Source organism: Brenneria nigrifluens DSM 30175 = ATCC 13028 (assembly GCF_005484965.1).
In the GTDB taxonomy this organism is placed as follows: domain Bacteria; phylum Pseudomonadota; class Gammaproteobacteria; order Enterobacterales; family Enterobacteriaceae; genus Brenneria; species Brenneria nigrifluens.
Window position 1 is genome coordinate 3484963 of sequence record NZ_CP034036.1, and the last position, 24584, is coordinate 3509546.

Below are 24584 nucleotides of genomic sequence, written 5' to 3' on the forward strand. Positions count from 1 at the left end.
ACTTCTCCTGGAAGTTTTTTGTGACCTGCCATCCCTGGCGGTCACCCTTCCGGGCCATCGCTACGCGACGTCAAAAACTTCTCCTGGAAGTTTTTTGTAACCTGCCATCCCTAGCGGTCCTCCCAAATTTATCAGAGAATGGCGCTTAACCCTTTTCTCTCAATGACCTCAAGCATTCGCAATGCTGCGCCTGTCGGTGTGCTTACTCCGCGCTCCCATTTTTGCACGCTGTTGGCCGACATATTGATGATGTTGGCAAGTTGGCTTTGGCTAATTTTTTCACGTTCACGGATCGCGCGCACTCGCGCAGCGTCCATGCCGGCGCGTGATTCCTTCTTGATACTCTCGGCCACCAGACGGTTGATAGCATCAAGATCGGCGTCGCTGGCAGTACCGGCGGCATGTTGCCTCAGGATCATGCGCTGTATATTTAACAATCGTTTATCAACCATTTTTCACCTCAACAAGCTCTTTATTTTTAAGGTCTGTTTCATGATTAGAAGTGAGATAAATAATACAGAGTCTGCGAGATAATTGTGGGACTAAGTGGGGTGAACTGGGAAGAAACAAGATGGTAATTGTAATTCTCTTACAGTATGTAAAAAAAACAGGCCGGACAAAAAATTAAGAAATTTGTCGTTCAGCCTGTTTGATTTTACTCCACCGGCGTCGGCTCATCATCAGGTTCACCATCAAACAGCTTGCCCTGCATCCTATCCAGTTCTTCCTTTCTGACACGCTTGACGACGCTGTAAACCCATTGTAGCGAGACGCCAAATTTACGCGCCAGTTCGTGATGATTCCTGCCGTTGAACTCGTGAAATATTTCTAGGTCACGCTGGCTAACTTTCCATGCCATCCCCATCGGAAAGTAGACGTTCTGACCGCCCCAGACCTGCATCATACGGTTGGCTACCGCCTCGCCAATTTGGTCGGCTATGTCGGTGTCGATCTCGACTACCTCTTTGATGGTACTGGCAGTATGCTGAGCCAGTTCGACCAGCAGTTCAGGGCCTTTACTGCGAAAGCTATTGGTATCATTGCTCATGCTGTTTTCCTCGCTCGGCGTTGCCACTGTTTCAGCTTTTCAATGATGCTGCTGGCCTGTTCTGAACTCAGCCATTGCAGACTATCAACGCCGGTTTCACGCTTTATCCAACGCGCCAGCGCTGCTTCAGAACGGTCACGAATGATGCCAGCGTCGGCCATTTCAAGCCATAAAGAACGGACTTTCCTGGACTGGGGAGCATCATCCAATGGGCGAGTACTATTAGCCTTTTTTGCAGACTTAATTTTAAACCCTCGTTTTTTCATCGCCTTCAGCACGTTATCTAACTGCGGGACTGTCATGTCCCGCGTTGAGGTTTTACCGGTTGTCGTAGTCAGCAACTGGCGATAAGTTTCATCGTCTAGTCGTAGATCGCGTTTTGCGATATGGATAAGTTTGATCAACTGAGGTTTATTCATCTTCACTCTCGCTTTCATCCCGCTGGACTTCGCCGCATATCAGTACGGCATCCGGGCGGCGTTCATGGACGATATCCATTACTAACTGGCACGACTCCCGGTTCAGATAAATGTCGTCTGAAACAGGCAACGCCTCGCAGAAACCGGAATCGCAGGCTGATACCAGCAATACAAAACCGATAATCATGAGCCACTCCCATATTTGCCGCATAAATCTTCAGCTAACAGGTGAAAATCGCCAGTAGGAATAAAGACGTTGTATTTCTGTCCGCAACATGGACAGGACAGAATCAAATCGACCACCCAACCGCCATCAACCGCATTTTCGGTAATGTCTGACTGTTCCGGGTTCAGATATTCGATTTCTTTTTTGCACGCCATGCATTTCAGTCCCATTTATTCCACCTCTTGTTCAAACGGAATAATGGCGAAATCCTCGATATCTTTTTTAATGGTGATGCCGGGAATATTTTTCACCGCCACTGGTTCATTCAGGATCGCGTCTTTATTAATTTCCTCCTTGACGCGAATAAAACGATCCAGCTTTAGGCGTTTTAATAATTCGATAACGGTTTCTGTCCCGCGAATTACGCAGGACGGGGGACGATTGCGCCACTGTACTTCGCCTGTCGTCAGGTTCGCCGTTTTCACTTTGCCGCCATTGGTAAGTTCGTTGCGGTTGGCTTCGCACCAGGTCTGGATGCCACCTTGTAACTCATCACGTTTGGCTTTCAGTTGTTCGATAACCGGGGAGTGGTACTCGGTTACTGTCGCGATCTGATCATTCATCTCGGTTTCAACGCGGGTTAATTCCCGTTGAATATCACCGAGCCGTTTAATGCCGGAAATAACTTCTTCTTTCGTCTGCGCAGCGTACGGGGCCGCCGCAGCTTTAAGCCGCTTTTTTGCCTTTGCCATTTTTAATTACCTGCTGGTAGTCGTTTGATGAGTGGTTATTAGTATTTAGTTATTTGGTATTATTCCCCTTTAATGTAATAGCGATTCAGACCAGATAATGCGGCAACCATATTGCTCAAATACGCCCTGACGAAAGAGTCCGGTGCTGCCACAGCCCACATGGATATAATTGGCTTGTCCTTTTTCAATTAATTTCTCGCAATGCCCGTTTCTGGCGATGCGGATAACCGGTTGCTTGCCGCATATCATTACGCTCTGAACAGTTGCATTGATTGCCTGCAATGAGGCCATCGCCAGATGTAGGTCGGCCAACTGCTGATTAATATTCGGGATAGCTTTCATCATTAAACTCCCTTAACCACGTCCGCATTCACCACCGGCACACCTATTTCAGCGGCCAGATTCATGGCGGCAATCACCAGATTGGAGACGGCCAACGGGTACAGCAGGCTGACGACATTCTTACGTCCGCCAACCTGATTGCTGAGACGGGCGCGGATAGCATCAATGGCGCTGCCATCCATCACGTCAGCCAGCTTCTTGCCGGTACGCTCCACTTTGAAAGTCAGAAACGCTTCCAGGCTGTTGTCCAGCGGCAGCAGTTCGACAACCTCACAGCGCTGGACAACTTCACGCACTTCCATATTGCGTTCCGAGAGTTTCACCGCCAGTTCCGGCTGGCCGATCAAGACGATGGAAAGCAGCTTCTTAAACCCGCTTTCTAACTCAAAGAATCTTTTTAAGTGCTTGAGCGTGGGGATCGGCAGGCTGTGAGCCTCTTCAATGATAAGAACGTGGTTATACCCGGCGTTGCTGCTCTCTTTCAGCACCCGATGCAATTGGCGGTAACGCGCCTCCTGCGAACGCTTGACGCCTTCCAACGGGGCGATGGTATTGATGATCGCCTCAGCGATGGATGCCGCTTTCAGGGTTTTGCCTTTAACATCGTTATCCTCCATCGCAATGATGTAGGGTTCGATAACGATAACCGGCGCATTCTCGCGGTTGATGCGGTCAATCAGGTCGCGGCGCAGCGTGGACTTACCCGCACCAGACTCGCCGATGACCGCCATAAACCCACCGTGCTTCGCGGTCTGGTACAGCGCCTCGCGCACATAGCGGATATCCGGCGTCGTGAACACGTCTTCACTGCCTTGCATCGCATCGTCGGCGAACGGATCGCGGAACAGCCCGAATGCCTTTTTTGTTGCGGGAAATAACACCTGCTTTTTAAGTAACATATTCTCCTCCGTATTGAGGTCTGTGGTTTCCGCTGTAAGGGAGTCCTGTACAGCGTCAAAACTACGTTGTGTTTCAATGCCATGAGCCGACAGCAAGGCCGTCAGACGCTGGCGAACTTCCCCGGCGTTGGTGCGTGGCCACTGGTCATGATTAACAATCTGTGCCAGCGTGGCCTCTGACACGGAAATGTTTCTGGCGACCACCGCCTGCGACAGTCGCGCTTGCTTTAACTGTTGTTTCAGTATCAGCATGTTTACCCCCTAGTTACCGTTGACGATGTTGATAGCGTTGCCGGAAACCGGCGTCAGCAGCGCATCCGCGACCTCGTCCAGTCGCGCCTCCTGAACGCCATTCGGGTACAGCGCGCTTAACTGGCGGTAGTGGTCTGCCGTCCAGGTCTGGTTACGTGCCGCAAACTGTTCACGTAACGCTTTGGCGGCTTCGACGTGGGTTAACGGACGCTGTTCAACACGCGGGCCGCGTACCTCGGATACCCGACCGCGACGCGGCATAAAGGTTGGCAGCGTGTTGTCGTCGATATGCTTATACGGGTCGAGTTTGCCGCCGAACGGCAGCGCTTTCGCTTTACGTACCGCTGCTGCATCCGTCGCGTTATCCGTTCCTGTAACCAACTGTTCAATTTCTTTGGTTGCGGTTTGGGCTGGCGTATCGGCATGCGATTTGTAACGTTCGCCGATCACTGCGGCAGAGTCGGCAAAGCCAAATTCATTTTTGGTGACTTCATCGACCAAGAAGAATGTGTCGTGGCCGTCTTCACCTGTCAGTACCACTTGCGCGGCATCGGTACGCCACGGATTGCGGGTAATCAGTAACTTCTCGCCGACCATTACGCCGGGTACGGTAGACACATCGTATTCAATGCCCCGGAACGACACGCGCAGCTTCGGCGTGACCTTGCGCTCTTCCGGCGTGGCCACTGCCAGTTCGCGGCATATCTCAACCGATGGCGCTTTTATCAACTGTTTGGTGGTGATTGTCAGCCAGACGTCGGTACGGGGTCTGCCGTGGCGGCTGTGAACGGCGGTGGCGTTAAAGTGAGAACGCCATTTCTGCGCCAGCGTGTTCAGTTCTTCCAGACTGTAAACCGGCTGAAACTTCAGGCCCGGTTCCAGCTTGCGTTCGATAATGTCACGCGCCTTTTCCACGCTACCGGTAGAACGGGCGGCATGGGCTTTATGCGCTATCAGTTCAATACCCAACGCACGGCATAGATTTTTCGTCATGCCAGCGGTGTTGGCGGAACCGGGATCGAGGTACAGCAGCTTTGGCACGCCGTGCAACACGTCCGCGCCGCCGCGTTCCTGCATGGCGTTAATCAATACCGAGCACAGGTTTTCGCCCGATTCCGCGCCCATCACATACTCGACATAGATCCAGCCGCTAGTATGGTCAGTGATTTCATAGCTCCAGACACGGTCGCTGGTGATGCGCGCCAGATTGGCCGGTTTATTCTTATAGAAACGGGCGCTGTCCATGACTTGCAGCCCTTTGTGACCGTTGCTCAGGTAATAAAGGGTGCAGAGCGAGGCGTCGATTTCCCATACATGGTTAGGGTGCAGGCTGGCCAGCTCGGTCACCGGCGCGGGCTGGTTTAACTGATCGGGATGCAGGCCGTAATTGCGTAGTGCGCGGCTGATGGCGGTTTCAGAAAGCGGCAGAAACTCGCCGGTTTCTGAAACCATGCGGCCAGCGGTGATCATGTCATTTGCCCGTAGGGTTTCCACCGCGTCGGCGATGGAATACAGCCGCTTACCATTTTTACGCGTCGCCTCCATCAGCGTGGCGGAAATCATTGCCGCCTCATCACGCGTTAAGGCGCTTTGTCCGGCATCGGTACGTTTTTTACGTTTGTCAGTCACCGCAACCTCCTTTAACTTGCGCAGCAGCGTGGCGCGGGATAATCCCAGTTCCATACAAGCGGCATCATAGATAGCGCCGCGTTCACCATGCCCGGCCTGTCGTGCTGTGCGGGCCACGGCCACTAATCTTTCCGTCAGGGCGGCACTCATGGCAGCCCCTTATGCGTCAGTGCGCTGAATCTGGGGTTCCGGGGCATCCAGCCATGCCGGACGTTCGCTGCCGGTAGGCGCGGCCTCAAGGTCAAAAACTTCACGAACACGGTGTAACGCCCGCTCAATCTGGCACACCAAACCGGCCATAAAGTCGTAAGGCGGCTCGACCTCGTTTTCGGAAGTAAAAGTGGTCAATGTTGAAAAGGCGGTGTGCAGTTTGGCGGTGATCGCCGCTTCCGCTTCAAACGCGATAGCGCTGACCTCTTTACGCAGCTTTTCCGCTTCCTGATTGGGGGCTGGCGGCTGGATACGGGATTTTTTTTCCAGCTTGGTGGAAAGGTCGTCGATCTTCTGATTCTTGTCGGTCAGCACACGCTGTTGGGCGGCGTGAGTTTCGCGGGCTTCGCGCAGAGCGGTTTTCAGTTCTCGGCTGGTCATGCGATCGATATCGTCGAGCGTCATGCCTGCAACGGTGCCGCCTTCGGCCAGTTCGATGAGTTCGTCATCACTTTCGGTCATCAGTTCAAACAGCTTGGTTTTGCCCAAAAGCGCAAGCGCCTGCGCTTTTGGTTCCAATTTGGGTGATAGATACTTAAGGGAAGCCTGCATCATGACTTGCGCCGTACGCTTCGATAGCGACAGTTGCGATTCAACGATTTCAATAAACTCACCATGCGGTTCATTCTCTTTGAGAATAACCAACCGCTTACCCGCCTCCAGCATGGCTTCCGCGCTTTGCGCCATATAGAACCGGGTTTCATGCACGATGCGATCACGCTCATACGGCAGGCCGTCGCCAAACTGATCCATTACCTGCATACGGTGCTCGGTCAGCGCATTGAGCTTGATGTTCAGATCCCCCGCTAACGGCGCATCTTCCATTAATTCAACAGATTGTGATTTTGTACGTGCCATTTTTTATCCTTAACGACTGCCAGCCAGCAGGCGTTGGTTCATTTCGTTAATACGGTCTTGCGCACGAGCGATCTCGTTAGCGTGCGCCTGAGCGATTTGCAGAGTCTGCATACTCAGCGCAAAGCGCCCGTTATCCAGTTTCTGCGCCAACCCTTCTTCAATCAGGGTATTCAGCGCCCGGTTAACGTTGGCCGGAGAATCGTCCAGCGCAGCCGCCAGTTCACCGTTTGATACGCCGTTGAGGGTATGGCCGCGCAGCGCCTTGAGAACGCGCAGAATGCGTGTGCCCGCGCTGGAAACATTGGGTTTGCTCATCACGCTGAGGCCTCCAATGGGTGTAACAGTCGGGAGACTTCATAGTCGGAAAGGTGTACATCGCCGTTATCGCCAGGGCCATTCAGTCCGGCAAATTCATCAACCCGAACAACAGTGAGAGCATGACGCCCGTATGTGCGTGGTGTACGGCGGATAACGGTGGCGCGAAACGCTCCTGGCAGGCCGAGGCTGGGGTGAAGCAGTACGCGCATACCGGCTTTTAATGTGCTGGGTTTCATGTCACATTCCCCTTTTTGCGATATGTGATAATCTGTTACGCAGGCTGATAGATATCAGGCTGCACGGGCGGTAGGTTTCAGGCCGAGTTTGACGGCGATTTCATGCGCCTGTCCGTACTTAGCCTTAGTGATGCCGTTCAATACGCGATAGACCGCCTCGCGGGAGTAACCGTTCTCCTGCGCCCACTGAGTGACGGTCATACCGCGCTGCTGAAAGCGGCTTTTAACTTGTTCGGGTGTCATGCTACGGCCTCCGGTTATGCAATGATGTTTGTAGAATACGTGATAGATTATGGTATATAAATTTATACCAGTCAATAGAGAAGGGTATGCAAAAATATATTGGAGAGCGGCTGCGAGAAGAACGTGAGCGGTTAGGTCTAAGCCAACCGGCTATGGGAGAGATCGGCGGCGTGAAAAAACTCACCCAGCTAAACTATGAAAAAGGTGAACGTTTTCCTGACGCTTCATATTTGGCAGCATTAGCAAAATTTGGTTTGGATGTTCAATATGTTGTCACTGGAGTTAGAGCCAGTGCAGCTTTACCTGATGATGAATTGGAACTGATTAACAACTATCGAGCAGCACCGTTAGCCGTTAAGTCTGCTGTGCTGGCAGCATTAACGGCAGGCTCTGTACCACAAGGAGCTTCTCAGGTTTTCCATGGTGATATTAACGGCCAATTTGCCGGTAATAAGATCGTTAATAACGGCGTAATAAGTAATAAAAAAAATAAATAGGATGAGTAACACACAGCGATAAGGAGGCAGGATGCGCCAGGAATTCAATGGAACGGCTCAGGGGCAGTTTTCATCCAGAGATATTATTAATATACATACCCCTCCGTCGGATATGGCATCCGACGATGAGCCGTTGCTTCAGGCTCAACGCCAACGCCTGCACCAATTGCTGGATGATATTATTGCTGTTAGCGGTGAATCTAAAAAAGACCTCTGGCGGGCGGTTCATGCCCATATTGATGTTCCCAGCATTCATAACATTACAACCAGAAAATATCATAAGGCTGAGGAGTATCTGTTACAGCGACTGGCAGATGCAAAGCAAGCGCGGGAATGTCGGCGTTTGGTGGGAGAGATCCTGCGGTTGACAACTGATAAAGTTATGGAGCGCGACAGGTTTTGCCTGAGGAGATTTGGTACTAAAACCCTGAATGATTTATCCCGTGAACAGCTTCAGATAGCGTTTGATCATTTTGATGGCGATGAACTGCCGCACTGTCAACCAGAGCCTATACAGGCCAAACAGGTGGATTGGCAAGAACTTATAAAAACTCATCCTAAAGTATTTATTGGCGTTTTCCTGCTGGGATTTTTTACGTCTTTTTTATTTAGATAAGGATATTGGTTATGCACAAATTAAGATTTGCCATCCCTATGGTACTGATGTTAGCTGGATGTGGAGACGAGCCAGAAAACAGTGTACAAACTGAACCGGAAAAAGCGCCTGTCCCAACGTTCTCAATAACAACCGATGATCCCATCATCAATCAATTATTACCCGCCATCCGTCATTTACTTCCTGGTCTTGATAAATACTCTGAGCAATTTCAGGAAAAAGCCATTGAGAATAACCGCTTCTTAACCATCAAATTTCACATCCCTGATAATGCCAGCATTCCTGCTGAATATGTCGCCACTGGTCATAACTGCTTCATTGAAATCAATGATGACCGCACAGGAATAAAAATCCCCAAAAGCGCCTGTCAGGCGACCTTGTTTGATCATAAAAATGTTCTGCCCGATAGCGACTACTGGGTATATTTCTATCCAGACGATTTGACCTATACGCCTTATGATTTCGCTCAAATGCCGAATGCAGAACGAATTGATACAGCAAAAAACTATCTGAAGAAAATTGCTGAAACCATAGAGAATGTTCAGCAGAAAAATGACTGGGCAGCTTACGATTTCCCGAATTATGGACGTCTATTCAGACAAATAGGACATGAGGGAAAACGTTTTTTATCTCAGGATGTGATTCAGCTTTATAGCTCTTGTCAGATGGCTGGCTCTAATGCGCAAAGCTGGTGGTCTGAACAGGTAAGCTCGGTTAAAGACCTCACCTCGAACGATCCGCAGAAAATCGCGCCTGCGTTGCAGAGAATTGAATCCGTCTATCAGGCATATCAAATGAGTGCATCCGAGTGTTTGAAAGACATTAAAACCGCACCGCCGAAATCTAAGCCGATAGAAATCTTACCTCCGACGAAAGATAATAAACCACCGCGCCCAGGATGTCTGATGGTGTTTAAGCCGGATGATAAGACCGAGTGGAGTTGCCCGATTGCAGGAAGCTAACCTAAACATTGATTTTTAATTATAAATCATGAGGTTGTTATGACAAATTCAAACATAGAAAAATTTAATGAACTGGTTGGTATTATTTTCGCAAAATTATATGAATCGTTTCCGTTGAAAAGGGATCTTTTTACGGATGATATTCTTGGTAAAGAATTTTTGGCATCAAATTCCCAAGAAATAGGAACATCTGCAGAGGATGAGATTTTCTTTCTCGATTCAATTGACTGGCTTTTAATGAGTGGCTATATCGTCGGTGCTCGTAGTAGTGGAGGATGCCACAATGTTGTTCTGACGGCCAAGGGATTAGAAGTTTTAAAGGCTGTCCCTCAAAGTCTAAATTCACCTTTAGGTGAACGGATTGTGGCAGCAGTAAACGCTGAAGGCCGTAAAGCGCTTAGCTCACTGGTCAGCCAGGCTTTAGGACTTGGTTTACAATATGCGATTCGCTCAATTTGAAGTAATGGAATGACAAAATGAAATAACTAATTTTGTCATTCTGTTTTCGTCAAAAACTACAAACCACCAACTCCCGCCGTGGCGCGGTTTTGCCGCTTACAGTCAGGTTATAGCGGATATCCACGCTTTCCATTCGCATCCCGGAAAAGGCCTCGCGCATTGCCGGGATATCGTTTACCGAAATAATCATCTTCCCTTTGATGCCGCGCGCCAGCTCCGCCATGCGGGCATAGTTCTCCAGCCCAAACGCCACGCCGTAGCCCTCCGTTCCCCAGTACGGCGGGTCGCAATAGAACAGCGTATGCGGACGGTCATAGCGGCGGATGCATTCCGCCCAGTCGAGGTGTTCGATAATGGTGCGGGCCAGCCGCAGATGGGCCATCGATAACTCTTCCTCAATCCTTAGTAGATTAAAACGCGGCGCACTGGTGGTTGAGGTACCAAAGGTGTGATCGGCAACCTTGCCGCCGAACGCCTGCTTTTGCAGGTAATAGAATCGGGCGGCACGCTGGATATCGGTCAAGGTTTCTTGCGGCGTGTCCCGTAGCCATTTATAGATTTGTCGGCTGATCAATGCCCATTTGAACTGGCGCACAAATTCTTCCAGGTGGTGTTTCACTACCCGATAAAGGTTCACTAGTTCGCCGTTGATATCGTTGATCACTTCAGTCTTGCTAGGGTGTTTGAGAAAATACAGAGCTGCCGCACCGCAGAACGGTTCGACATAGCATGTATGGGTGGGGAATAACGGCAGGATATGTTTTGCCAAACGACGTTTGCCACCGATCCACGGCACGATGGGCAAAGATTGCTCTTTCATTATCTGTAAGCCTTTTTCGTTTATCGAAAATACGGTAGGCTTTTCCTGTTCTCGAGAACGGGAGAGCCTTGGTTGACTCACAGGTCGTATCTGTGTGTTGACGGCTCGGCGGATGTTGACGCATCTGACGGGCCGCTCTTTTCCCCGCCATACTGCCGTTACGCCACGGCCCCCACTATTAACGCCGTTTAAAATCCCCGCCGCGCTATCCCGGTAATGATGTCTCCACTCACTTCACAGGAGACAGTTCATGAACCTTAACATTCGAATCAAACGCCTGCTGGGCTGGCAAATCACCGCTGTTTTGCTGCTGGTCGCTATAGCGCTGGTATCGCCGCAACAGCTTCCCGTGGTTATCTACAAAATCTCACTGATTACATTGGCCGCCGTGCTCGGTTACTGGCTGGATCGTTCGTTATTCCCTAAAGCCGGGCTGGCGCAGTATCTGGTGCATGAGCCTGAACGGATGGAGCAAGGCGAGTACCCGGTCAAAGACGGTTACCAGCGGGTATTCGCCGCCGCGCTGATCCGTCGCGCCATCATTGTGGCGGCGGTCTGTCTGGCCGTGGCGACGGGGCTGTGATATGGCAAGCCGAATTCGTCACAACGGATCGGGTTCCGGTCTGCTGTTTTTACTGTTGTTCCTGTTGCTCGTAGGCACGTTTGACAGTGATGCCGCCCAGCCGCCCGCCGCCGCTCAGCAATACCGCAACGATCTGATCCGTAACGCTCGTCTGGACTGGGGGTTGAATGCCCCGGTAGCGGATTTCGCCGCGCAGCTCCATCAGGAGTCCGGCTGGAATGCGCGTGCGGTATCGCCCGTTGGCGCACAAGGGCTGGCGCAGTTTATGCCATCTACATCCGAATGGATCAGCCAACTTATGCCGGAACTGAAAGCCAATCAACCGTTTAATCCGGCGTGGGCTATTCGGGCGCTGACCCGTTATGACCGCTGGATTTGGCAGAGAGTTAATGCTGCTGACGACTGCCAGCGCATGGCAATGACGTTATCCGGTTATAACGGCGGGCTGGGCTGGGTCCAGCGCGATCAAAAGCTGGCGGCGCAGCGCGGGTTAGATCGTCAGCGCTGGTTCGGTCATGTCGCCGCCGTCAACGCCGGGCGCAGCAAGGCCAACTGGCGCGAAAACCGCCACTATCCGCAGCGCATCCTGCTGGAATTAGCGCCGCGCTATCTGACCTGGGGAGGCCGTAGCTGTGCTGAACCTGCTTAAAACCCTGCCGTGGAAACCGCTGTTATGGATTGCCGCCGCGCTATTTGCGCTGTGGCTGATTCATCAGCACGGCTATCGGCGCGGATTTACCTCGGCGGAATTGGACGGCAAGACCGCGCTGGAAAAACAGCAAGCCGAAAGCAAGGCGGCGCTGGCTTCACTTCAGGCGGATTTTGCCCGGCAGATTCACCGGCACGCCGAGCGGGAAAATGTCGCTTTGCTGGCCTGGCAGCAGCGCTACCAACAGCAGGTAAACACCGCCAATAAAGCGGAACAGCGCTACCTCAGCCAAACGGCCTCGTTGCGTCAGCAGAATGAAAATCTGAAACGGAGAATTGATGATGTCACCCAACGCTGGATTGACGAGCAAGGCAAGTCTCACCCTGTGCAGTGCGTGTTTACTGCTGGTTTCGTGCAGCAATACAACGCCGCCTACGGATTATCAACCGACTCTGAAACAGGCTCTGCCGCCGCTGTCGGCAGGGTTGGCGGTACGTCCACCACCGCTGAGGCCGTTAACCCCCGGCTACGCGACTCCGGCATCACCCAGCGCGACATCCTTGCCCACAGCGCCGACGCCGGTGAGCGCAGCCAACAATTAGCCGCGCAGGTGAACGGCCTGCTGGATTACATCGAAGGATTACAACAATGAAAATGGAAGTGGAGTTCTGGCAACTGGTGGGCTTGCTGCTGGGGTTTCTCGGCTTTGTGTTTACCATCGCCAAAATGTTTTTCTCCCAGTTGGAAAAACGGCAGACCGAACTGGTGGATACGCTGGAAAACAGCCTGCGCGAGTTCAATGGCAGCCTGACCGGGTTAGAGCGTGACCTGATGGCGCTGAAGGCCGATCTGCCGCTCAACTATGTACGGCGCGAAGATTACGTGCGCGGCCAGACTGTGATCGAAGCCAAGCTGGACGCGCTTTATAACAAACTGGAACTGGTGCAACAGCGCGGGAGGCAATGATGGTGGATATGTTACGGGTGCGCCGCGAGTCGATGCGCTGGAATTTAATGGTGACGCTCAATAAGGCGCGGCCTTATACCTCGAATGAGGCTTTTTTGCTGGATGTGATGCGGGCGATTTACCCGGATACCACCGCGCTGGAGCTGCGGCGCGAGCTGGATTATCTGGCCGACCGCAAAATGATTGATCTGGTCAAACAGCCCAGCGGCATCTGGTTTGCCGATCTGACCCGGCTGGGCGTCGATCTGGTGGAATACACAGTGGAGTGCGGCCCCGGTATCGCCCGCCCTGAAAAATACTGGAGCGAATGATGGCTCGTCGCAGCACTATCGACAAACTGCCGGAAGACGCCCGCCGCTGGCTGGAGCGGGCGCTGACAGAGTCCGGCTTTAGCGGTTATGCCGAGCTGGAGAGCCTGCTGCGTGAGCAAGGCTACGTGATCAGTAAATCGGCTATTCATCGTTACGGCCAGAAAATTGAACGCCGTTTCGGCGCTATCCGGGCCGCCACCGAAGCTGCCCGCATGCTGACCGAAGGCGCTGCGGACGATCAGGACGCCCGCTCGGAGGCGGTGATTGCGCTGATCCAGACCGAGCTGTTCGAAAGTATCGTCCAGTTGCAGGAAGCCGATGAGGGGGAAATCGACCCGCAAGAGCGCGTGGCGCTGCTGTCGAAGGTGGCCAGGAACGTCGCCACCCTGTCGCGGGCCAGCGTCAATCTGAAGAAGTTTCAGGCTGAAGTCAGAACCAAGGCGCAGCAAGCGGCCAGCAATGCCGAGAAGATCGCCCGCAAAGGAGGATTGTCTACCGATGCCGTACAGGCGCTGCGGCGGGAAATTCTGGGGATCGCCTTATGACCAAATCATCTGGAAATCTTGCCCCCGTTCTGCCCGATACCTCTTTGCTGGATGCGCCGGTGGCGCTGATGCCCTATCAGCAGCGCTGGGTGGCGGATGACTCTCCGCTGAAAGTGATCGAGAAAAGCCGCCGCACCGGTATCACCTGGGCGGAAGCCTCTGATGATGTGCTGACGGCGGCATCATCCGCCGCCGCTGGCGGGATGAATGTCTACTACATCGCCTACAACCAGGATATGACGATTGAATATATCCAGGCATGCGCCATGTGGGCGCGGGCGTTCAACTATGCGGCCAGCGAAATTGAGGAAGGTTTCTGGGAGGAGGACGAAGACGACAAGCATATCAAGACCTATACCATCAAGTTCCCGGATTCCGGGTTTCGGGTGGTGGCGCTCTCCAGTCGCCCGTCCAACCTGCGTGGACGTCAGGGAATTATCGTGGTGGATGAGGCCGCGTTCCATGAGCAACTGGACGAGCTGCTGAAGGCGGCACTGGCGATGTTGATCTGGGGCGGCAAGGTACGGGTGATCTCTACCCATAACGGTTCGGAGAATCCATTTAACACGTTACTTAACGATATTCGCGCAGGACGCCGACAGGGCAGCGTGCAGCGTATTGCCTTTCGTGATGCGGTGGCCGAGGGGCTGTTCCGCCGCGTCTGCCTGCGCACCGGGCGAGCATGGTCAGTTGAAGCTGAACAACAATGGATGGACGGCGTCTATAAGTTCTACGGCGACGGTGCGACGGAAGAACTGGATTGTATCCCGGCCCATTCCGGCGGAGCCTGGCTATCCCGCGCGTTGATTGAATCACGGATGTCGGCGGATACGCCGATACTGCGTTTTACCTGCCCGCCGGGTTATGAAATGAAGCCGGATGGGGTGCGCGAAAGCGAAACGCAGGACTGGCTGGAAACCCATCTGAAACCGCTGCTGGAGACATTGCCCAAAGAGTCAATGTCTTATCTGGGGCGCGACTTTGGCCGCAGTGGTGACCTGTCCATTGATTTTCCCCTGATACAGCAAAAGAACCTGACGCGCCGGGTGCCGTTCGTGCTGGAGCTGCGCAACGTCCCCTTTAAACAGCAGGAACAGATCACCTGGTTCCTGATGGACGGTTTGCCCCGGCTGATGGGGGCGGCGTTCGACGCACGCGGCAACGGCGCTTATCTGGCCGAGTACGCCATGCAGCGCTATGGTGCCAGTCGCGTCCAACAGGTGATGCTGAGCGAGGGCTGGTATCGGGACAATATGCCGCCGGTTAAAGCGGCGCTGGAGGATGGCACGCTGGAAGCCATCCCCAAAGATGAAGATACCCTGACCGACTTACGCGCCGTGCAGGTGATTAAAGGCGTTCCGCGCGTCCCGGACACCCGTACCAAAGCCAAAGCGGACGGTGGTCAGCGGCACGGTGACGCGGCTATCGGGCTGGCTCTGGCCTATTTCGCCAGCCGTGAACTGAACAAAGGCCCGGTCACCGTCAATTCCCGCAGGCGTCGCCAGTCTGCACGTTTACTGGAGGGTTACTAATGGCGCGTGGACTCTGGGTTTCCCCCACCGAGTTTGTCAGTTTCGCCGAGTCGGAGAAATCGCTGACGGAACAGATTGCCTCGCGCAGCCGCTCCATCGATTTCTACGGGCTGGGGATGTATCTGCCCAATCCCGATCCCATCCTCAAAGCGCAGGGTCGGGATATCAAAATCTACCGCGAGCTGCGCACCGACCCGCTGGTCGGCGGCTGTATTCGTCGCCGTAAAGCGGCGGTGAAAGGTCTGGAGCGCGGCCTCGAACGCGGTAGCTCACCCGTCCGGGTGTTCAATATTGTGCGTGATATGCTGGCCGACCTGGATATGTCCCGCATTATCGGCGAGATGACCGACGCGGTGCTGTATGGCTATCAACCCTGCGAGGTGATGTGGCGGCGTACCGGGACAAGCTGGCTAGTTGACGACATCGTGGGCAAGCCTGCCGATTGGTTCCAGTTCGATACCGACAACCGGCTGCGCTTTCGCGCCCGTGACAGCGGGTTCGAAGGGGAAGCGGTGCCGGAATTCAAGTTCCTGGTGCCGCGTCAGGATGCCAGCTACGACAATCCCTATGGCTTCCCCGATCTTTCGATGTGTTTCTGGCCGGTCACTTTTAAGAAAGGCGGTATGAAATTCTGGGTGCGCTTTGCCGAGAAATACGGTTCGCCGTGGGTGATTGGCAAACATCCACGCGGCACGTCGCAGGGCGAGATCGACAACCTGCTGGATTCGATGGAGTCGATGATCGAGGATGCGGTCGCCGCCATTCCCGATGACTCCTCCATCGATATCAAAGAAGCGGCAGGCAAGGCCGATAGCAGCGAGATTTACCAGAACCTGATCACCCTGTCGCGCAGTGAAATCGCCATCGCATTGCTGGGGCAGAACCAGACTACCGAGGCTACGGCGAACAAAGCCTCTGCGCAGGCCGGGCTGGAAGTCACCGACGATATCCGCGACGGCGATGCCGACATTGTGGCAAGCGCCGTCAATCAACTGATACGCTGGGTAGTCGATCTTAATTTCGGCAATAACGTTGTCGCCCCGGTTTATCGCCTGTGGGAACAGGAATCGGTGGATGAGGTACAGGCCACGCGCGACGAAAAGCTAAGCCGCGCCGGTGTTAAATTCACCCCGCAATACTGGAAGCGCGAGTACCAGCTTCAGGACGGCGATATCGACGAGACGCCGCAGCAGGATGCGCCCGGCCAATCGCTGGCGTTTGCCGAGGCGGTCGATGCCGACCTGAAGGCACAGGATATGCTGGATGAAGCGCTGGATATTGTGATAAACGGCGGCGCATTGGATGCCGCGCTGGAGTCGGTGCTGGTTCCGTTGTTTGAGCGCGTCCAGTCCGGCGTTCGCCCCGGCGATCTGCTGGGCGAACTGGCGGAACTGTATCCGCAGATGAAAGCCGACGACCTGCAAGAGCGGCTGGCGCGCATCCTGTTCGTAGCCAATATCTGGGGGCGGCTGCATGAGCGCGACAGCGACTGAACTGGCGTACTGCATGACGCTGCCGCCGAAGCGGGCTATCGGCTACCTCCAGTCAAAGGGCTATGCCATTAGCTGGGACTGGGAAGAAGTCTGGCAGGATGCGCACGCCCGCGCCTTTACCGTCGCTAAGGTGACTCGGCTGGATATTCTGGAGGATATCCGCCGCGCCCTACAGGAAACGCTGGACGAAGGGAAGACCGACCGCTGGTTTCATAAAGAACTGGAGCCGGTGTTGCAGAAGAAAGGCTGGTGGGGGCCGCGTGATACCACCGACCCGGTAACCGGCGAACCGATCACCGTCCAGCAGGGTAGCCGGTGGCGGCTGGATACCATCTTTCGCACCAATATGTCGGTGTTGTACAGCAGCGGACGCTGGGCGGCGCAGATGGAAAATATCGACGATCGTCCCTACGGCATGTACAGCGCTATTCGCGATAACCACACGCGGAAAAGCCATCTGGCGCTGCATGGCATGGTATTCCGGCTGGATGACCCGTTCTGGCAGGCGTTCTACCCGCCGAACGGCTGGCGCTGCCGTTGTAGCGTGATCGCTCTGAGCCAGCAGGATATCGAGCGACGCGGGCTGAAGATAGCCAGCTCCATCAAGGCAATGGGCTGGGAATTGAAGCTGGTATCGGAGAAAACCGGCGAAATGCAGCAGGTGGCCACGTTCAATACCGGCACGACGAAAGTGTCTACCGATATCGGCTGGTCATATGCGCCGGGCGCATCCTATCGCCCGGATTTGGCTCGTTATCAGGGAAACCTCTCATCCCTGGCTAAACAGGAACTAAAGTCATGAGTAGCGTAAATATTACGATTAACGACAGAGAGTTACAGCGCGGTCTGCGGGCGCTGGAGAGTGCGGCGACGGATATGACGCCCGCCATGCGTAAGATTGCCGGGACGTTGCAGGCGGAAACCGATATCAATTTTGACGAGGGTGGACGACCGCAGTGGATTGTGTCGCAGGCGGCGGAAGATAGGGACGGCCAGACGCTACGTGACAAAGGCAGGCTACAAGGTTCGGTGTCAACGGATTATGACGCCAGCCACGCGATGGTCGGCACCAATACTGTTTACGGCGCTATCCACCAATTCGGCGGCAAAGCCGGACGTGATGAATCCGTGGTGTTGCCCGCTCGCCCGTATCTGCCGATGGATGAGGACGGCAACCTACAGCCGGAGGCGTCGCGTTCTGTGCTGGACAACATTCAGCGCCATCTTGAATCTGCGGCGCGGCGTTGATTTCAGGCGGCACAGCTAAGTCGATGTGCCGCCAGCCGCGAAAAGCGGCCAGATTGCCTTTATAAAGGCTTTACAGCCGCGTTCCGTTTCCTGCCCGACATCGTCACCGCATAAGTTTTTTCTAAACTGGATTAAAAGCCGCTTTCCCTTTGTTCCCCGACACTGACTGGAGTTTTCCAAACCGGGACAGTGTTATGCCACTCCACATTTTTAAATCCGGCACCCATACCGATATGCACGGCACTAAACTGCCGTTCACGCCAGCCGATTTAGCGGCCTGCGCCGCCGCCTATGATCCGGCGGTGCATGAAGCGCCGATGGTGATCGGCCATCCGCAAGCGGATGCGCCCGCCTATGGTTGGGTAGCCTCGCTTTCAACCACCGGCGGCGATCTGCTGGCTGAACCCAAACAGGTCGATCCGCAGTTCGCCGAACTGGTGGACGCCGGGCGCTATAAGAAAATCTCCGCCTCATTCTATCTCCCTGATTCGCCCAATAACCCGAAGCCCGGCACGCTCTATCTGCGCCATGTCGGTTTTCTGGGCGCGCAGCCGCCATCGATTAAAGGGCTGCGACAGGTGGCATTCGGCGAACGGGAACAAGGCGTGGTGGAGTTCGCCGATTGGGGAATGATGACCAGCGCCAGTCTGTTTAGCCGTTTGCGCGACTTCATTATCAGCAAATTCGGTCTGGAAGAAGCCGACAACGTGTTGCCGTCATGGCAGTTGGACACGCTGCGCGATGAGGCTACACGCGACGACATCCCATCTCAATCCGGCCCGGCGTTTCAGGAGCCGGCCCCCGTAACATCCGTACCATCCCAGGAGGAGTCCACCGTGACCAAAGAAGAAATTGACGCCATTCAGGCCGAAAACGCCCGGCTGAAAGCGGAGGCGGCGGCGCGGCTCGCCGATGACGCCAAACGTAAACAAGAGACTATTCACACCGGCAATGTGGCCTTTGCCGAGAAGCTGGTAAGCGACGGTAAGCTGATCCCGGCGGCGAAGTCCGTGGTGGTTGCCCTATTGGATGAAGTGTCCAAAGGCGACGCGCCGGTTGAATTTGCCGAAGGCGAGGTGAAAAAACCGTTGGCCAGCGCTTTCAAAGCGCTATTAGGCGGCACTGCGCCGGTACTGAATTTTGCCGAGCATGCCACCAAAGAGCGCGTCACGCCAACTGACGCGCCGGTATCGGCTGAGTTTGCCGAAGCCGACCCGGAACGGCTGGCGCTTCACAAGAAAGCCACTGAACTGGCGAAGAAAGAAGGCATCAGCTACGACGCCGCCGTCGCCCGCTGCCTGTAACGGCGTCTACCCGTAACCGTAAAAGGAAAAATCATGTCTGACTATTTAAAAGGTAAACGCGTCGTCGACCCGGTGTTGACCAGCGTGGCTCGGGGTTACAAGAACGCCGCGTTTATCGGCGAAATTCTGTTCCCCATCGTGCAGGTGGAGAAAGAAGGCATAGTGGTGCCACTGTTCGGTAAAGGCGCGTTTGTCGAGTATGACACCGCGCGGGCCGTGGGCGCGGAGAGCAACGTATTGCTGCGCGAGAAATCCAGCACCATGGATCTGGTGCTCAACGAGCACGATCTGGCTGCGCCGGTGGACTACCGCGAACAGGCGGAATCGTTGTTCAACGAAGAGGCTAAGGCTATCCGCCGCGCCACTAACGGCGTCAATTTGAAGCGTGAACTGTACGCCGCGCGGTTGGCGCAAGATCCGAAAGTCTATCTGGCCAAAGCGAAGCGATCGCTGGCGGCGGCGGAGCGCTGGGCAGGCGGCAAAGGCGAGCCGGTTGCCGTTATTGAGGCGGGCATTGAGGCTGTGCGTAATGCCACCGGGTTGCGTCCTAATGTGATGACGATGGGCGCCAGCGTGATGTCGGTATTGCGCTATCACCCGGCGATCCAGGCGCAAATCGGCGCTAACGAACGCAAGCGCATTACGCCGGAAATTTTGCAGGACATTTTCCAGATCCAGAAAGTGGTGATTGGCGAGCCGGTTGCCTCGGAGTCAGAGAGGAAAGACACATCGGATATCTGGGCCGACAACCTGATGTTGCACTACGTTTCCCCGCCACAGCCGGGCGTCGACAGCTCAGACGAAAACGAACCGTCGTTTGGCTACACCTTCCGTCGCAAAGGAATGCCGGTGGCCGACAAATATCCGGGCGTTGGCGGCAAGGTCTCTTATGCGCGCTTCACCGATATCTACAAAGTCGCGGTAGTCGGCGGCGATGCCGGATATCTCATTACCAACATCCTGAAATAACGGGGGCATCATGGCAGCAACACAGCAAACGATCCTCACCACCACGGTGGTGGCGCTCGCCGCATTAACGCAGCAGCATTTTGTCGGGGCGGATAACGCCCCCTGTCAGGCGGGCGCTATCGCGCTGGGCGTCGCCGAAGTGGATGGTGCGGCGGGCGATGCGGTGCCGGTCAATGTGCTGGGCATTATCGCGGTGGAAGCCGGAGCCGTCGTGGGGCGAGGAAAAACCGTTCAATCTGACTCCGATGGGCGGGCCATTGAGCAGGTAGCGGCAACAGAAACGGAACCGGCAGGCATCTCTAATGGATTCGCGCTGGATGAAGCCACCGCCGAAGGCGACATCATCCGTATTTTGCGCGGGGTATAACGATGTACTGCACGCTGGCGGATGTACTGGAGCAGGTGCCGGAAACGACGCTGATTCAACTGACGAATGAGATGATCTCATTTGACGCTTCTGTTTCCGTCAATGTCGACGTCGTCAACGGGGCCATTCGCTACGCCGATGAGTTAATCGACGCCCATCTGCGGGGGCGTTACACCCTGCCGCTGGCGGAGATCCCCACTGTTCTGCGCGATATCGCGGTCACGCTAACTCGCTACCGGCTATATGCCCGTCGCCCGGAAGGCGCGATGCCCGATACGGTAAAGGATGACTGCAAAACGGCATTGCGCCAACTGGAGGGCGTCCGCGATGCGAAGCTGACGCTGGGCCTGCCGTCCACCGGAACGGATGCGCCGGAGTCCGGCGAGTTTCGAGTCCGGGCGCGGCGGGCCACCTTTGGCGGCAACAGCGGCCTACTGGAGAAATACTGATGGACGTCAATCCGGTTATCGAGGCGGTGGTCGCCCGCCTGAAAGAAAAACTGCCCACGCTGTTGATTGAATATTTCCCAGAGAACCCCGCCGATTTCAGGCTGAATCACCCAGTGGGCGCGGTACTGGTGAGCTATCCCGGCTCCCGCTTCGGCAAGCCGGAAGATATCGGCGCGGTGATGCAATCCCATACCGTCACCCTCAATGCCACTGTGGTGTTTCGCCAGTTAAATGGGCGTCAGGGCGCGGTGGCGGTACTGGATATCGTACGCCGGGTGTTATGCGGCTATCAGCCCCCGAACTGTCGCCGCAAAATCTGGCTGGTGCGGGACGTGTTTCTCGGCAATGTCGGCGGGTTATGGCAGTACGCGCTGGATTTTGCCACCGAGTCCGTCCTGATTGAGGACACTGATTTACCCGATGGGCCATTCCTGACCATCGTCAACTATGAGGAAAGCGAATGATGAAATACCGTTATACCGGCCCGGCCAGCGGCGTGACGCTGGCCGACGGCACCGAGGTGCTGCTGTGGCCCGATAGTATCGTTGAGCTACCGGAGGCGCACGACTACGTCAAAACGCTAGTGGCGCTCAAGCACTTGCACGCCGAGCCTGACGTCACGGCTGTAGCGACCTCGCGCCGCAAAGCTGTCGCCACCGAGGATAAAACGGAGGTGAACAGTGGCAGCTAACTACTTACACGGCGTGGAAACCACCGAGGTGGAAAACGGCGCACGCCCGGTGAAAACCGTCAAATCCGCCGTGATCGGCCTGATCGGCACTGCGCCAATGGGGCCGGTCAATGAGGTTACCTTGTGTCTGTCGGAAAAGGACGCGGCGCAGTTCGGCAGCCAATACAGCGGCTTTACCATCCCGCAGGCGCTGGATGCCATTTATGACCACGGCGCGGGAACGGTGCTGGTGATCAACGTGCTCGACCCGGAAGTGCATAAAACCCATGTCGATAATGCCATCGTGACGTTTGCCGCCGCGACCGGCAAAGCGCAGTTGATTCATCGCGCGGTGGCTAATCTGGTATTGCGTCAGTCGGCGGAAACCACGCCTTATGTCGCTGATACGGATTACCGGCTCGATGCACAAACCGGGGTTATCACCCGCCTGAACAACAACATCCCCACGGATGAGGCGGTGCTGGCCAGTTACGATTATGCCGATCCGACCAAGGTTACAGCGGCGGATATTATCGGAGCGCTCAACGCGGCGGGTAATCGTACCGGCATGAAGCTGTTGCACGACACTTACAACCAGTTCGGCTTCTTCGCCAAAATCCTGATCGCCCCGGTGTTTTGTACGCAGAACAGCGTCAGCGTGGAACTGATTGCGCTGGCGGAAAAACTGGATGCCATCACTTATGTCGATGCGCCCATCGGCACCACATTTGCGCAGGTGTTGGAGGGGCGTGGGCCACAAGGCGTTATCAATTTCAACACCAGTTCGGACCGCGTGCGACTGTGTTATCCGCACGTCAAAGTGTACGACGCGCAAACCAACGCCGAACGGCTGGAGCCGCTCAGTCAACGAGCCGCAGGACTGCGGGCAAAGGTCGATCTGGAGAAAGGCTTCTGGTGGTCGTCATCCAATCAGGAACTGCTGGGTATCACCGGCGTGGAGCGTCAGCTATCGGCGATGATCGACGACCCGAATAGCGAAGTGAACCTACTGAACGAGCAAGGTATCACCACGGTATTCAACTCTTATGGCTCCGGGTTGCGTCTGTGGGGCAACCGCTGCGCCGCATGGCCGACCGTCACCCATATGCGGAATTTCGAGAATGTGCGCCGCACCGGCGATGTAATTAACGAATCCATCCGCTACTTCAGCCAGCAATATATCGATATGCCGATCAGCCAGGCGCTGATTGACGCGCTGACCGAATCGGTCAACAGCTATGGCCGCAAACTGATCGGCGACGGCGCGTTGCTGGGCTTCAAATGCTGGTACGACCCGGCGCGCAACGAAGAGACCGAACTGGCGGCGGGCCACCTGCTGCTGAGCTACAAATACACGCCGCCGCCACCGTTAGAGCGGCTGACGTTTGAGACGGAGATCACCTCCGAATATCTGGTTACGTTGGAGGGCAATAGCTGATGGCCGGGAAAATTGAAGTGAACCGTATCACCAATGCCAATATCTATATTGACGGGGTGAACCTGCTGGGGCGGGCGGAGGAAGTGAAGTTGCCGGACGTCAGCATGATTATGCAGGAGCATAAAGCGCTGGGCATGGTGGGTAAGGTCGAACTGCCCGCCGGATTCGACAAGCTGGAAGGCGAGATTAAGTGGAACTCGTTCTACCGTGACGCCATGCTCGGCGCGGCCAACCCCTATAAGACGCTGGCGTTGCAGTGCCGCTCCAGCGTCGAGCGCTACAGTTCTCAGGGGCGTATTGACGAGATCCCGCTGGTTACCTACCTGACCATTATGTTTAAGAAGAACCCGCTCGGCACCTTCAAACAGCATGAAAACGCCGAGTTCTCCAGCGGCTTCACCTGTTCCTATCTGAAACAGGTGCTGGATGGCGAAGAGCTGCTGGAGCTGGACTATCTGGCCAATATTTTCCGCGTCGGCGGAGTCGACCAGTTGACCGATTACCGCAGCAATATCGGCGGATAAACCGGCGTGTCTGCTGGTTCATTAGGGAGAGACGGCGATCTCTCCCTTTCTTTAAATCCCTTTAATAGTCGTATTCGTTCCCGCTTTTCATACTGTTCCTGAAATCTTACTTTCCCACATTCAGGAGCACATGATGTCAGAACAATCCTTTCCGCTATCCATTCCGTTTACCACCGCTGCCGGTATTCGCATTGACTCCCTCAATCTGCGCCGTTTGCAGGTCAAGGACCTGAAAGCGGTGCGCAAAATCAGTGATAACCCCGCCGACTGGGACGATCTGTTGATCGCCCGCGCCAGCGTTCTGCCGCCGGAAGATCTGGATAACATGGACCTGGCCGACTATCTGGCGTTGCAAAAACGATTTCAGCAACTTACCGGGGTGGCTGCATCATCCGAAAACCTTGATTCAGGCGCAGGGGTTGCTGGCGAGGTGGTTTCGGTTTCAACCGAGTGAGTTGAACGAGCTGGATCTGGAGGAGTTTGAGTGCTGGCTGGAGACGGCCAGCACGCAGATTAAGCGTGAGAACGGCGATAGCGGCGGATGAGATAACTCAGCAAAGAACCTACGCCACCAAAGATCATGCCGCTTACAACGATGAGCGGCTGTATCAGCCAGGCTATGAGCGCGGCAACAATGGTGATTGCAACAACGCCGCCGCCGATCATTAGCACCCATGCCAGGGGATCGCTGTTGTGGATGCTATAGATCGTCCAGGCGACGATGGCCCCAATATAGGCACCGCCAAACAGGGTCATGATCATCCATCCATAAACAGTCAGTGATTTTTCCATATCCGTAACTCCGTTGCG

38 protein-coding genes are annotated in these 24584 nt (G+C 54.9%); 23 read left to right on the plus strand and 15 right to left on the minus strand.

The genetic code is table 11. The features are described 5' to 3' along the window. Positions 1–131: 131 nt before the first annotated feature. The 13 genes from EH206_RS16250 to EH206_RS16310 all read right to left on the minus strand — a co-directional run bounded on the left by EH206_RS16250 (position 132) and on the right by EH206_RS16310 (position 7372). Positions 132–452, minus strand: coding sequence for a helix-turn-helix domain-containing protein (locus EH206_RS16250; RefSeq protein ID WP_009113913.1), 321 nt, complete (start codon positions 450–452; stop codon positions 132–134). 203 nt (positions 453–655) lie between these two features. Beyond that, positions 656–1048 (minus strand): Mor transcription activator family protein, encoded by a 393-nt coding sequence (locus EH206_RS16255; protein ID WP_009113914.1) that lies wholly within the window; start codon positions 1046–1048, stop codon positions 656–658. Beyond that, complete coding sequence (locus EH206_RS16260) at positions 1045–1467, minus strand: gp16 family protein (protein WP_009113915.1); 423 nt, start codon at positions 1465–1467, stop codon at positions 1045–1047. Before EH206_RS16260 ends, EH206_RS16255 begins: the two co-directional genes overlap by 4 nt. Then, complete coding sequence (locus tag EH206_RS16265; protein WP_009113916.1) at positions 1460–1654, minus strand: hypothetical protein; 195 nt, start codon at positions 1652–1654, stop codon at positions 1460–1462. Before EH206_RS16265 ends, EH206_RS16260 begins: the two co-directional genes overlap by 8 nt. Continuing rightward, a complete protein-coding gene (locus tag EH206_RS16270; RefSeq protein WP_009113917.1) occupies positions 1651–1863 on the minus strand; it encodes a hypothetical protein in 213 nt (70 codons plus the stop codon). The genes EH206_RS16265 and EH206_RS16270 overlap by 4 nt, the downstream gene beginning before the upstream one ends. After that, positions 1864–2385, minus strand: a complete 522-nt coding sequence (locus EH206_RS16275) for a host-nuclease inhibitor Gam family protein (RefSeq protein ID WP_009113918.1) — start codon at positions 2383–2385, stop codon at positions 1864–1866. It lies immediately after the preceding gene. A 69-nt stretch (positions 2386–2454) separates the two neighbouring features. Beyond that, positions 2455–2730 (minus strand): hypothetical protein, encoded by a 276-nt coding sequence (locus tag EH206_RS16280; protein WP_232216513.1) that lies wholly within the window; start codon positions 2728–2730, stop codon positions 2455–2457. Next, positions 2730–3878: an ExeA family protein gene (locus EH206_RS16285; RefSeq protein WP_009113920.1), complete on the minus strand. Its 1149-nt coding sequence runs from the start codon at positions 3876–3878 to the stop codon at positions 2730–2732. The genes EH206_RS16280 and EH206_RS16285 overlap by 1 nt, the downstream gene beginning before the upstream one ends. A gap of 9 nt (positions 3879–3887) precedes the next feature. Further along, positions 3888–5657: a DDE-type integrase/transposase/recombinase gene (locus EH206_RS16290; protein WP_009113921.1), complete on the minus strand. Its 1770-nt coding sequence runs from the start codon at positions 5655–5657 to the stop codon at positions 3888–3890. Positions 5658–5666: 9 nt separating this feature from the next. Continuing rightward, a complete protein-coding gene (locus tag EH206_RS16295; protein ID WP_009113922.1) occupies positions 5667–6575 on the minus strand; it encodes a DUF3102 domain-containing protein in 909 nt (302 codons plus the stop codon). A gap of 9 nt (positions 6576–6584) precedes the next feature. Next, positions 6585–6890, minus strand: a complete 306-nt coding sequence (locus EH206_RS16300; protein WP_009113923.1) for a helix-turn-helix domain-containing protein — start codon at positions 6888–6890, stop codon at positions 6585–6587. Continuing rightward, entirely contained in the window at positions 6890–7129 is a 240-nt protein-coding gene (locus EH206_RS16305) for a hypothetical protein (RefSeq protein WP_009113924.1), read from the minus strand. The genes EH206_RS16300 and EH206_RS16305 overlap by 1 nt, the downstream gene beginning before the upstream one ends. A gap of 54 nt (positions 7130–7183) precedes the next feature. Further along, positions 7184–7372 (minus strand): DNA-binding protein, encoded by a 189-nt coding sequence (locus EH206_RS16310; RefSeq protein WP_009113925.1) that lies wholly within the window; start codon positions 7370–7372, stop codon positions 7184–7186. An 86-nt stretch (positions 7373–7458) separates the two neighbouring features. Between EH206_RS16310 and EH206_RS16315 the strand changes: the two genes are divergently transcribed. From EH206_RS16315 to EH206_RS16330, 4 genes are read left to right on the plus strand one after another with little or no spacing between them, the layout of a single operon-like run. Further along, a complete protein-coding gene (locus tag EH206_RS16315) occupies positions 7459–7869 on the plus strand; it encodes a helix-turn-helix domain-containing protein (protein ID WP_009113926.1) in 411 nt (136 codons plus the stop codon). A gap of 31 nt (positions 7870–7900) precedes the next feature. Next, positions 7901–8485 carry a hypothetical protein gene (locus EH206_RS16320; protein WP_009113927.1) on the plus strand — a complete coding sequence of 195 codons (585 nt, stop codon included), beginning with the start codon at positions 7901–7903 and terminating at the stop codon, positions 8483–8485. An 11-nt stretch (positions 8486–8496) separates the two neighbouring features. Then, complete coding sequence (locus EH206_RS16325) at positions 8497–9447, plus strand: hypothetical protein (RefSeq protein ID WP_009113928.1); 951 nt, start codon at positions 8497–8499, stop codon at positions 9445–9447. A 39-nt stretch (positions 9448–9486) separates the two neighbouring features. Continuing rightward, positions 9487–9906 (plus strand): hypothetical protein, encoded by a 420-nt coding sequence (locus EH206_RS16330; RefSeq protein WP_009113929.1) that lies wholly within the window; start codon positions 9487–9489, stop codon positions 9904–9906. A gap of 49 nt (positions 9907–9955) precedes the next feature. Here the strand turns inward: EH206_RS16330 and EH206_RS16335 are convergent, their stop codons facing one another. Further along, positions 9956–10726, minus strand: a complete 771-nt coding sequence (locus EH206_RS16335) for a DNA adenine methylase (protein WP_009113930.1) — start codon at positions 10724–10726, stop codon at positions 9956–9958. 250 nt (positions 10727–10976) lie between these two features. Between EH206_RS16335 and EH206_RS16340 the strand changes: the two genes are divergently transcribed. The 19 genes from EH206_RS16340 to EH206_RS16430 all read left to right on the plus strand — a co-directional run bounded on the left by EH206_RS16340 (position 10977) and on the right by EH206_RS16430 (position 24228). Beyond that, positions 10977–11309 carry a putative holin gene (locus EH206_RS16340; protein ID WP_009113931.1) on the plus strand — a complete coding sequence of 111 codons (333 nt, stop codon included), beginning with the start codon at positions 10977–10979 and terminating at the stop codon, positions 11307–11309. Position 11310: 1 nt separating this feature from the next. Continuing rightward, the gene (locus tag EH206_RS16345; RefSeq protein WP_009113932.1) at positions 11311–11958 is read left to right on the plus strand and encodes a transglycosylase SLT domain-containing protein; all 648 of its coding nucleotides are present in this window, start codon (positions 11311–11313) and stop codon (positions 11956–11958) included. Beyond that, positions 11942–12610 carry a hypothetical protein gene (locus EH206_RS16350; RefSeq protein ID WP_009113933.1) on the plus strand — a complete coding sequence of 223 codons (669 nt, stop codon included), beginning with the start codon at positions 11942–11944 and terminating at the stop codon, positions 12608–12610. Before EH206_RS16345 ends, EH206_RS16350 begins: the two co-directional genes overlap by 17 nt. Then, the gene (locus tag EH206_RS16355; RefSeq protein WP_009113934.1) at positions 12607–12924 is read left to right on the plus strand and encodes a hypothetical protein; all 318 of its coding nucleotides are present in this window, start codon (positions 12607–12609) and stop codon (positions 12922–12924) included. The genes EH206_RS16350 and EH206_RS16355 overlap by 4 nt, the downstream gene beginning before the upstream one ends. Beyond that, positions 12924–13235: a hypothetical protein gene (locus EH206_RS16360; protein ID WP_009113935.1), complete on the plus strand. Its 312-nt coding sequence runs from the start codon at positions 12924–12926 to the stop codon at positions 13233–13235. The genes EH206_RS16355 and EH206_RS16360 overlap by 1 nt, the downstream gene beginning before the upstream one ends. Further along, positions 13235–13780, plus strand: coding sequence for a DUF3486 family protein (locus EH206_RS16365; RefSeq protein ID WP_009113936.1), 546 nt, complete (start codon positions 13235–13237; stop codon positions 13778–13780). Before EH206_RS16360 ends, EH206_RS16365 begins: the two co-directional genes overlap by 1 nt. Next, positions 13777–15312 (plus strand): hypothetical protein, encoded by a 1536-nt coding sequence (locus EH206_RS16370; RefSeq protein WP_009113937.1) that lies wholly within the window; start codon positions 13777–13779, stop codon positions 15310–15312. Before EH206_RS16365 ends, EH206_RS16370 begins: the two co-directional genes overlap by 4 nt. Beyond that, entirely contained in the window at positions 15312–16805 is a 1494-nt protein-coding gene (locus EH206_RS16375; RefSeq protein WP_009113938.1) for a DUF935 domain-containing protein, read from the plus strand. Before EH206_RS16370 ends, EH206_RS16375 begins: the two co-directional genes overlap by 1 nt. Then, positions 16786–17607, plus strand: a complete 822-nt coding sequence (locus EH206_RS16380; RefSeq protein ID WP_009113939.1) for a phage head morphogenesis protein — start codon at positions 16786–16788, stop codon at positions 17605–17607. Before EH206_RS16375 ends, EH206_RS16380 begins: the two co-directional genes overlap by 20 nt. Continuing rightward, a complete protein-coding gene (locus EH206_RS16385) occupies positions 17604–18053 on the plus strand; it encodes a phage virion morphogenesis protein (RefSeq protein ID WP_009113940.1) in 450 nt (149 codons plus the stop codon). Before EH206_RS16380 ends, EH206_RS16385 begins: the two co-directional genes overlap by 4 nt. Before the next feature lie 194 nt (positions 18054–18247). After that, positions 18248–19357: a peptidase gene (locus EH206_RS16390; protein WP_009113941.1), complete on the plus strand. Its 1110-nt coding sequence runs from the start codon at positions 18248–18250 to the stop codon at positions 19355–19357. A 33-nt stretch (positions 19358–19390) separates the two neighbouring features. After that, positions 19391–20326: a major capsid protein gene (locus tag EH206_RS16395; RefSeq protein WP_009113942.1), complete on the plus strand. Its 936-nt coding sequence runs from the start codon at positions 19391–19393 to the stop codon at positions 20324–20326. 10 nt (positions 20327–20336) lie between these two features. Beyond that, entirely contained in the window at positions 20337–20693 is a 357-nt protein-coding gene (locus tag EH206_RS16400) for a DUF2190 family protein (RefSeq protein ID WP_009113943.1), read from the plus strand. 2 nt (positions 20694–20695) lie between these two features. Beyond that, on the plus strand, positions 20696–21142 hold the full coding sequence (locus EH206_RS16405) for a gp436 family protein (protein ID WP_009113944.1): 447 nt from the start codon (positions 20696–20698) through the stop codon (positions 21140–21142). Further along, complete coding sequence (locus EH206_RS16410; RefSeq protein WP_009113945.1) at positions 21142–21606, plus strand: Gp37 family protein; 465 nt, start codon at positions 21142–21144, stop codon at positions 21604–21606. Before EH206_RS16405 ends, EH206_RS16410 begins: the two co-directional genes overlap by 1 nt. Continuing rightward, the gene (locus EH206_RS16415) at positions 21603–21833 is read left to right on the plus strand and encodes a hypothetical protein (protein ID WP_009113946.1); all 231 of its coding nucleotides are present in this window, start codon (positions 21603–21605) and stop codon (positions 21831–21833) included. The genes EH206_RS16410 and EH206_RS16415 overlap by 4 nt, the downstream gene beginning before the upstream one ends. Next, positions 21823–23250, plus strand: coding sequence for a phage tail sheath subtilisin-like domain-containing protein (locus EH206_RS16420; protein ID WP_009113947.1), 1428 nt, complete (start codon positions 21823–21825; stop codon positions 23248–23250). Before EH206_RS16415 ends, EH206_RS16420 begins: the two co-directional genes overlap by 11 nt. Then, complete coding sequence (locus EH206_RS16425) at positions 23250–23774, plus strand: phage major tail tube protein (protein ID WP_009113948.1); 525 nt, start codon at positions 23250–23252, stop codon at positions 23772–23774. Before EH206_RS16420 ends, EH206_RS16425 begins: the two co-directional genes overlap by 1 nt. A 133-nt stretch (positions 23775–23907) precedes the next feature. Next, positions 23908–24228, plus strand: coding sequence for a phage tail assembly protein (locus EH206_RS16430; protein WP_009113949.1), 321 nt, complete (start codon positions 23908–23910; stop codon positions 24226–24228). 59 nt (positions 24229–24287) lie between these two features. Here EH206_RS16430 and EH206_RS16440 read toward each other — a convergent pair whose 3' ends face one another. After that, positions 24288–24566 (minus strand): hypothetical protein, encoded by a 279-nt coding sequence (locus EH206_RS16440; protein WP_009113950.1) that lies wholly within the window; start codon positions 24564–24566, stop codon positions 24288–24290. Positions 24567–24584: the final 18 nt, after the last annotated feature.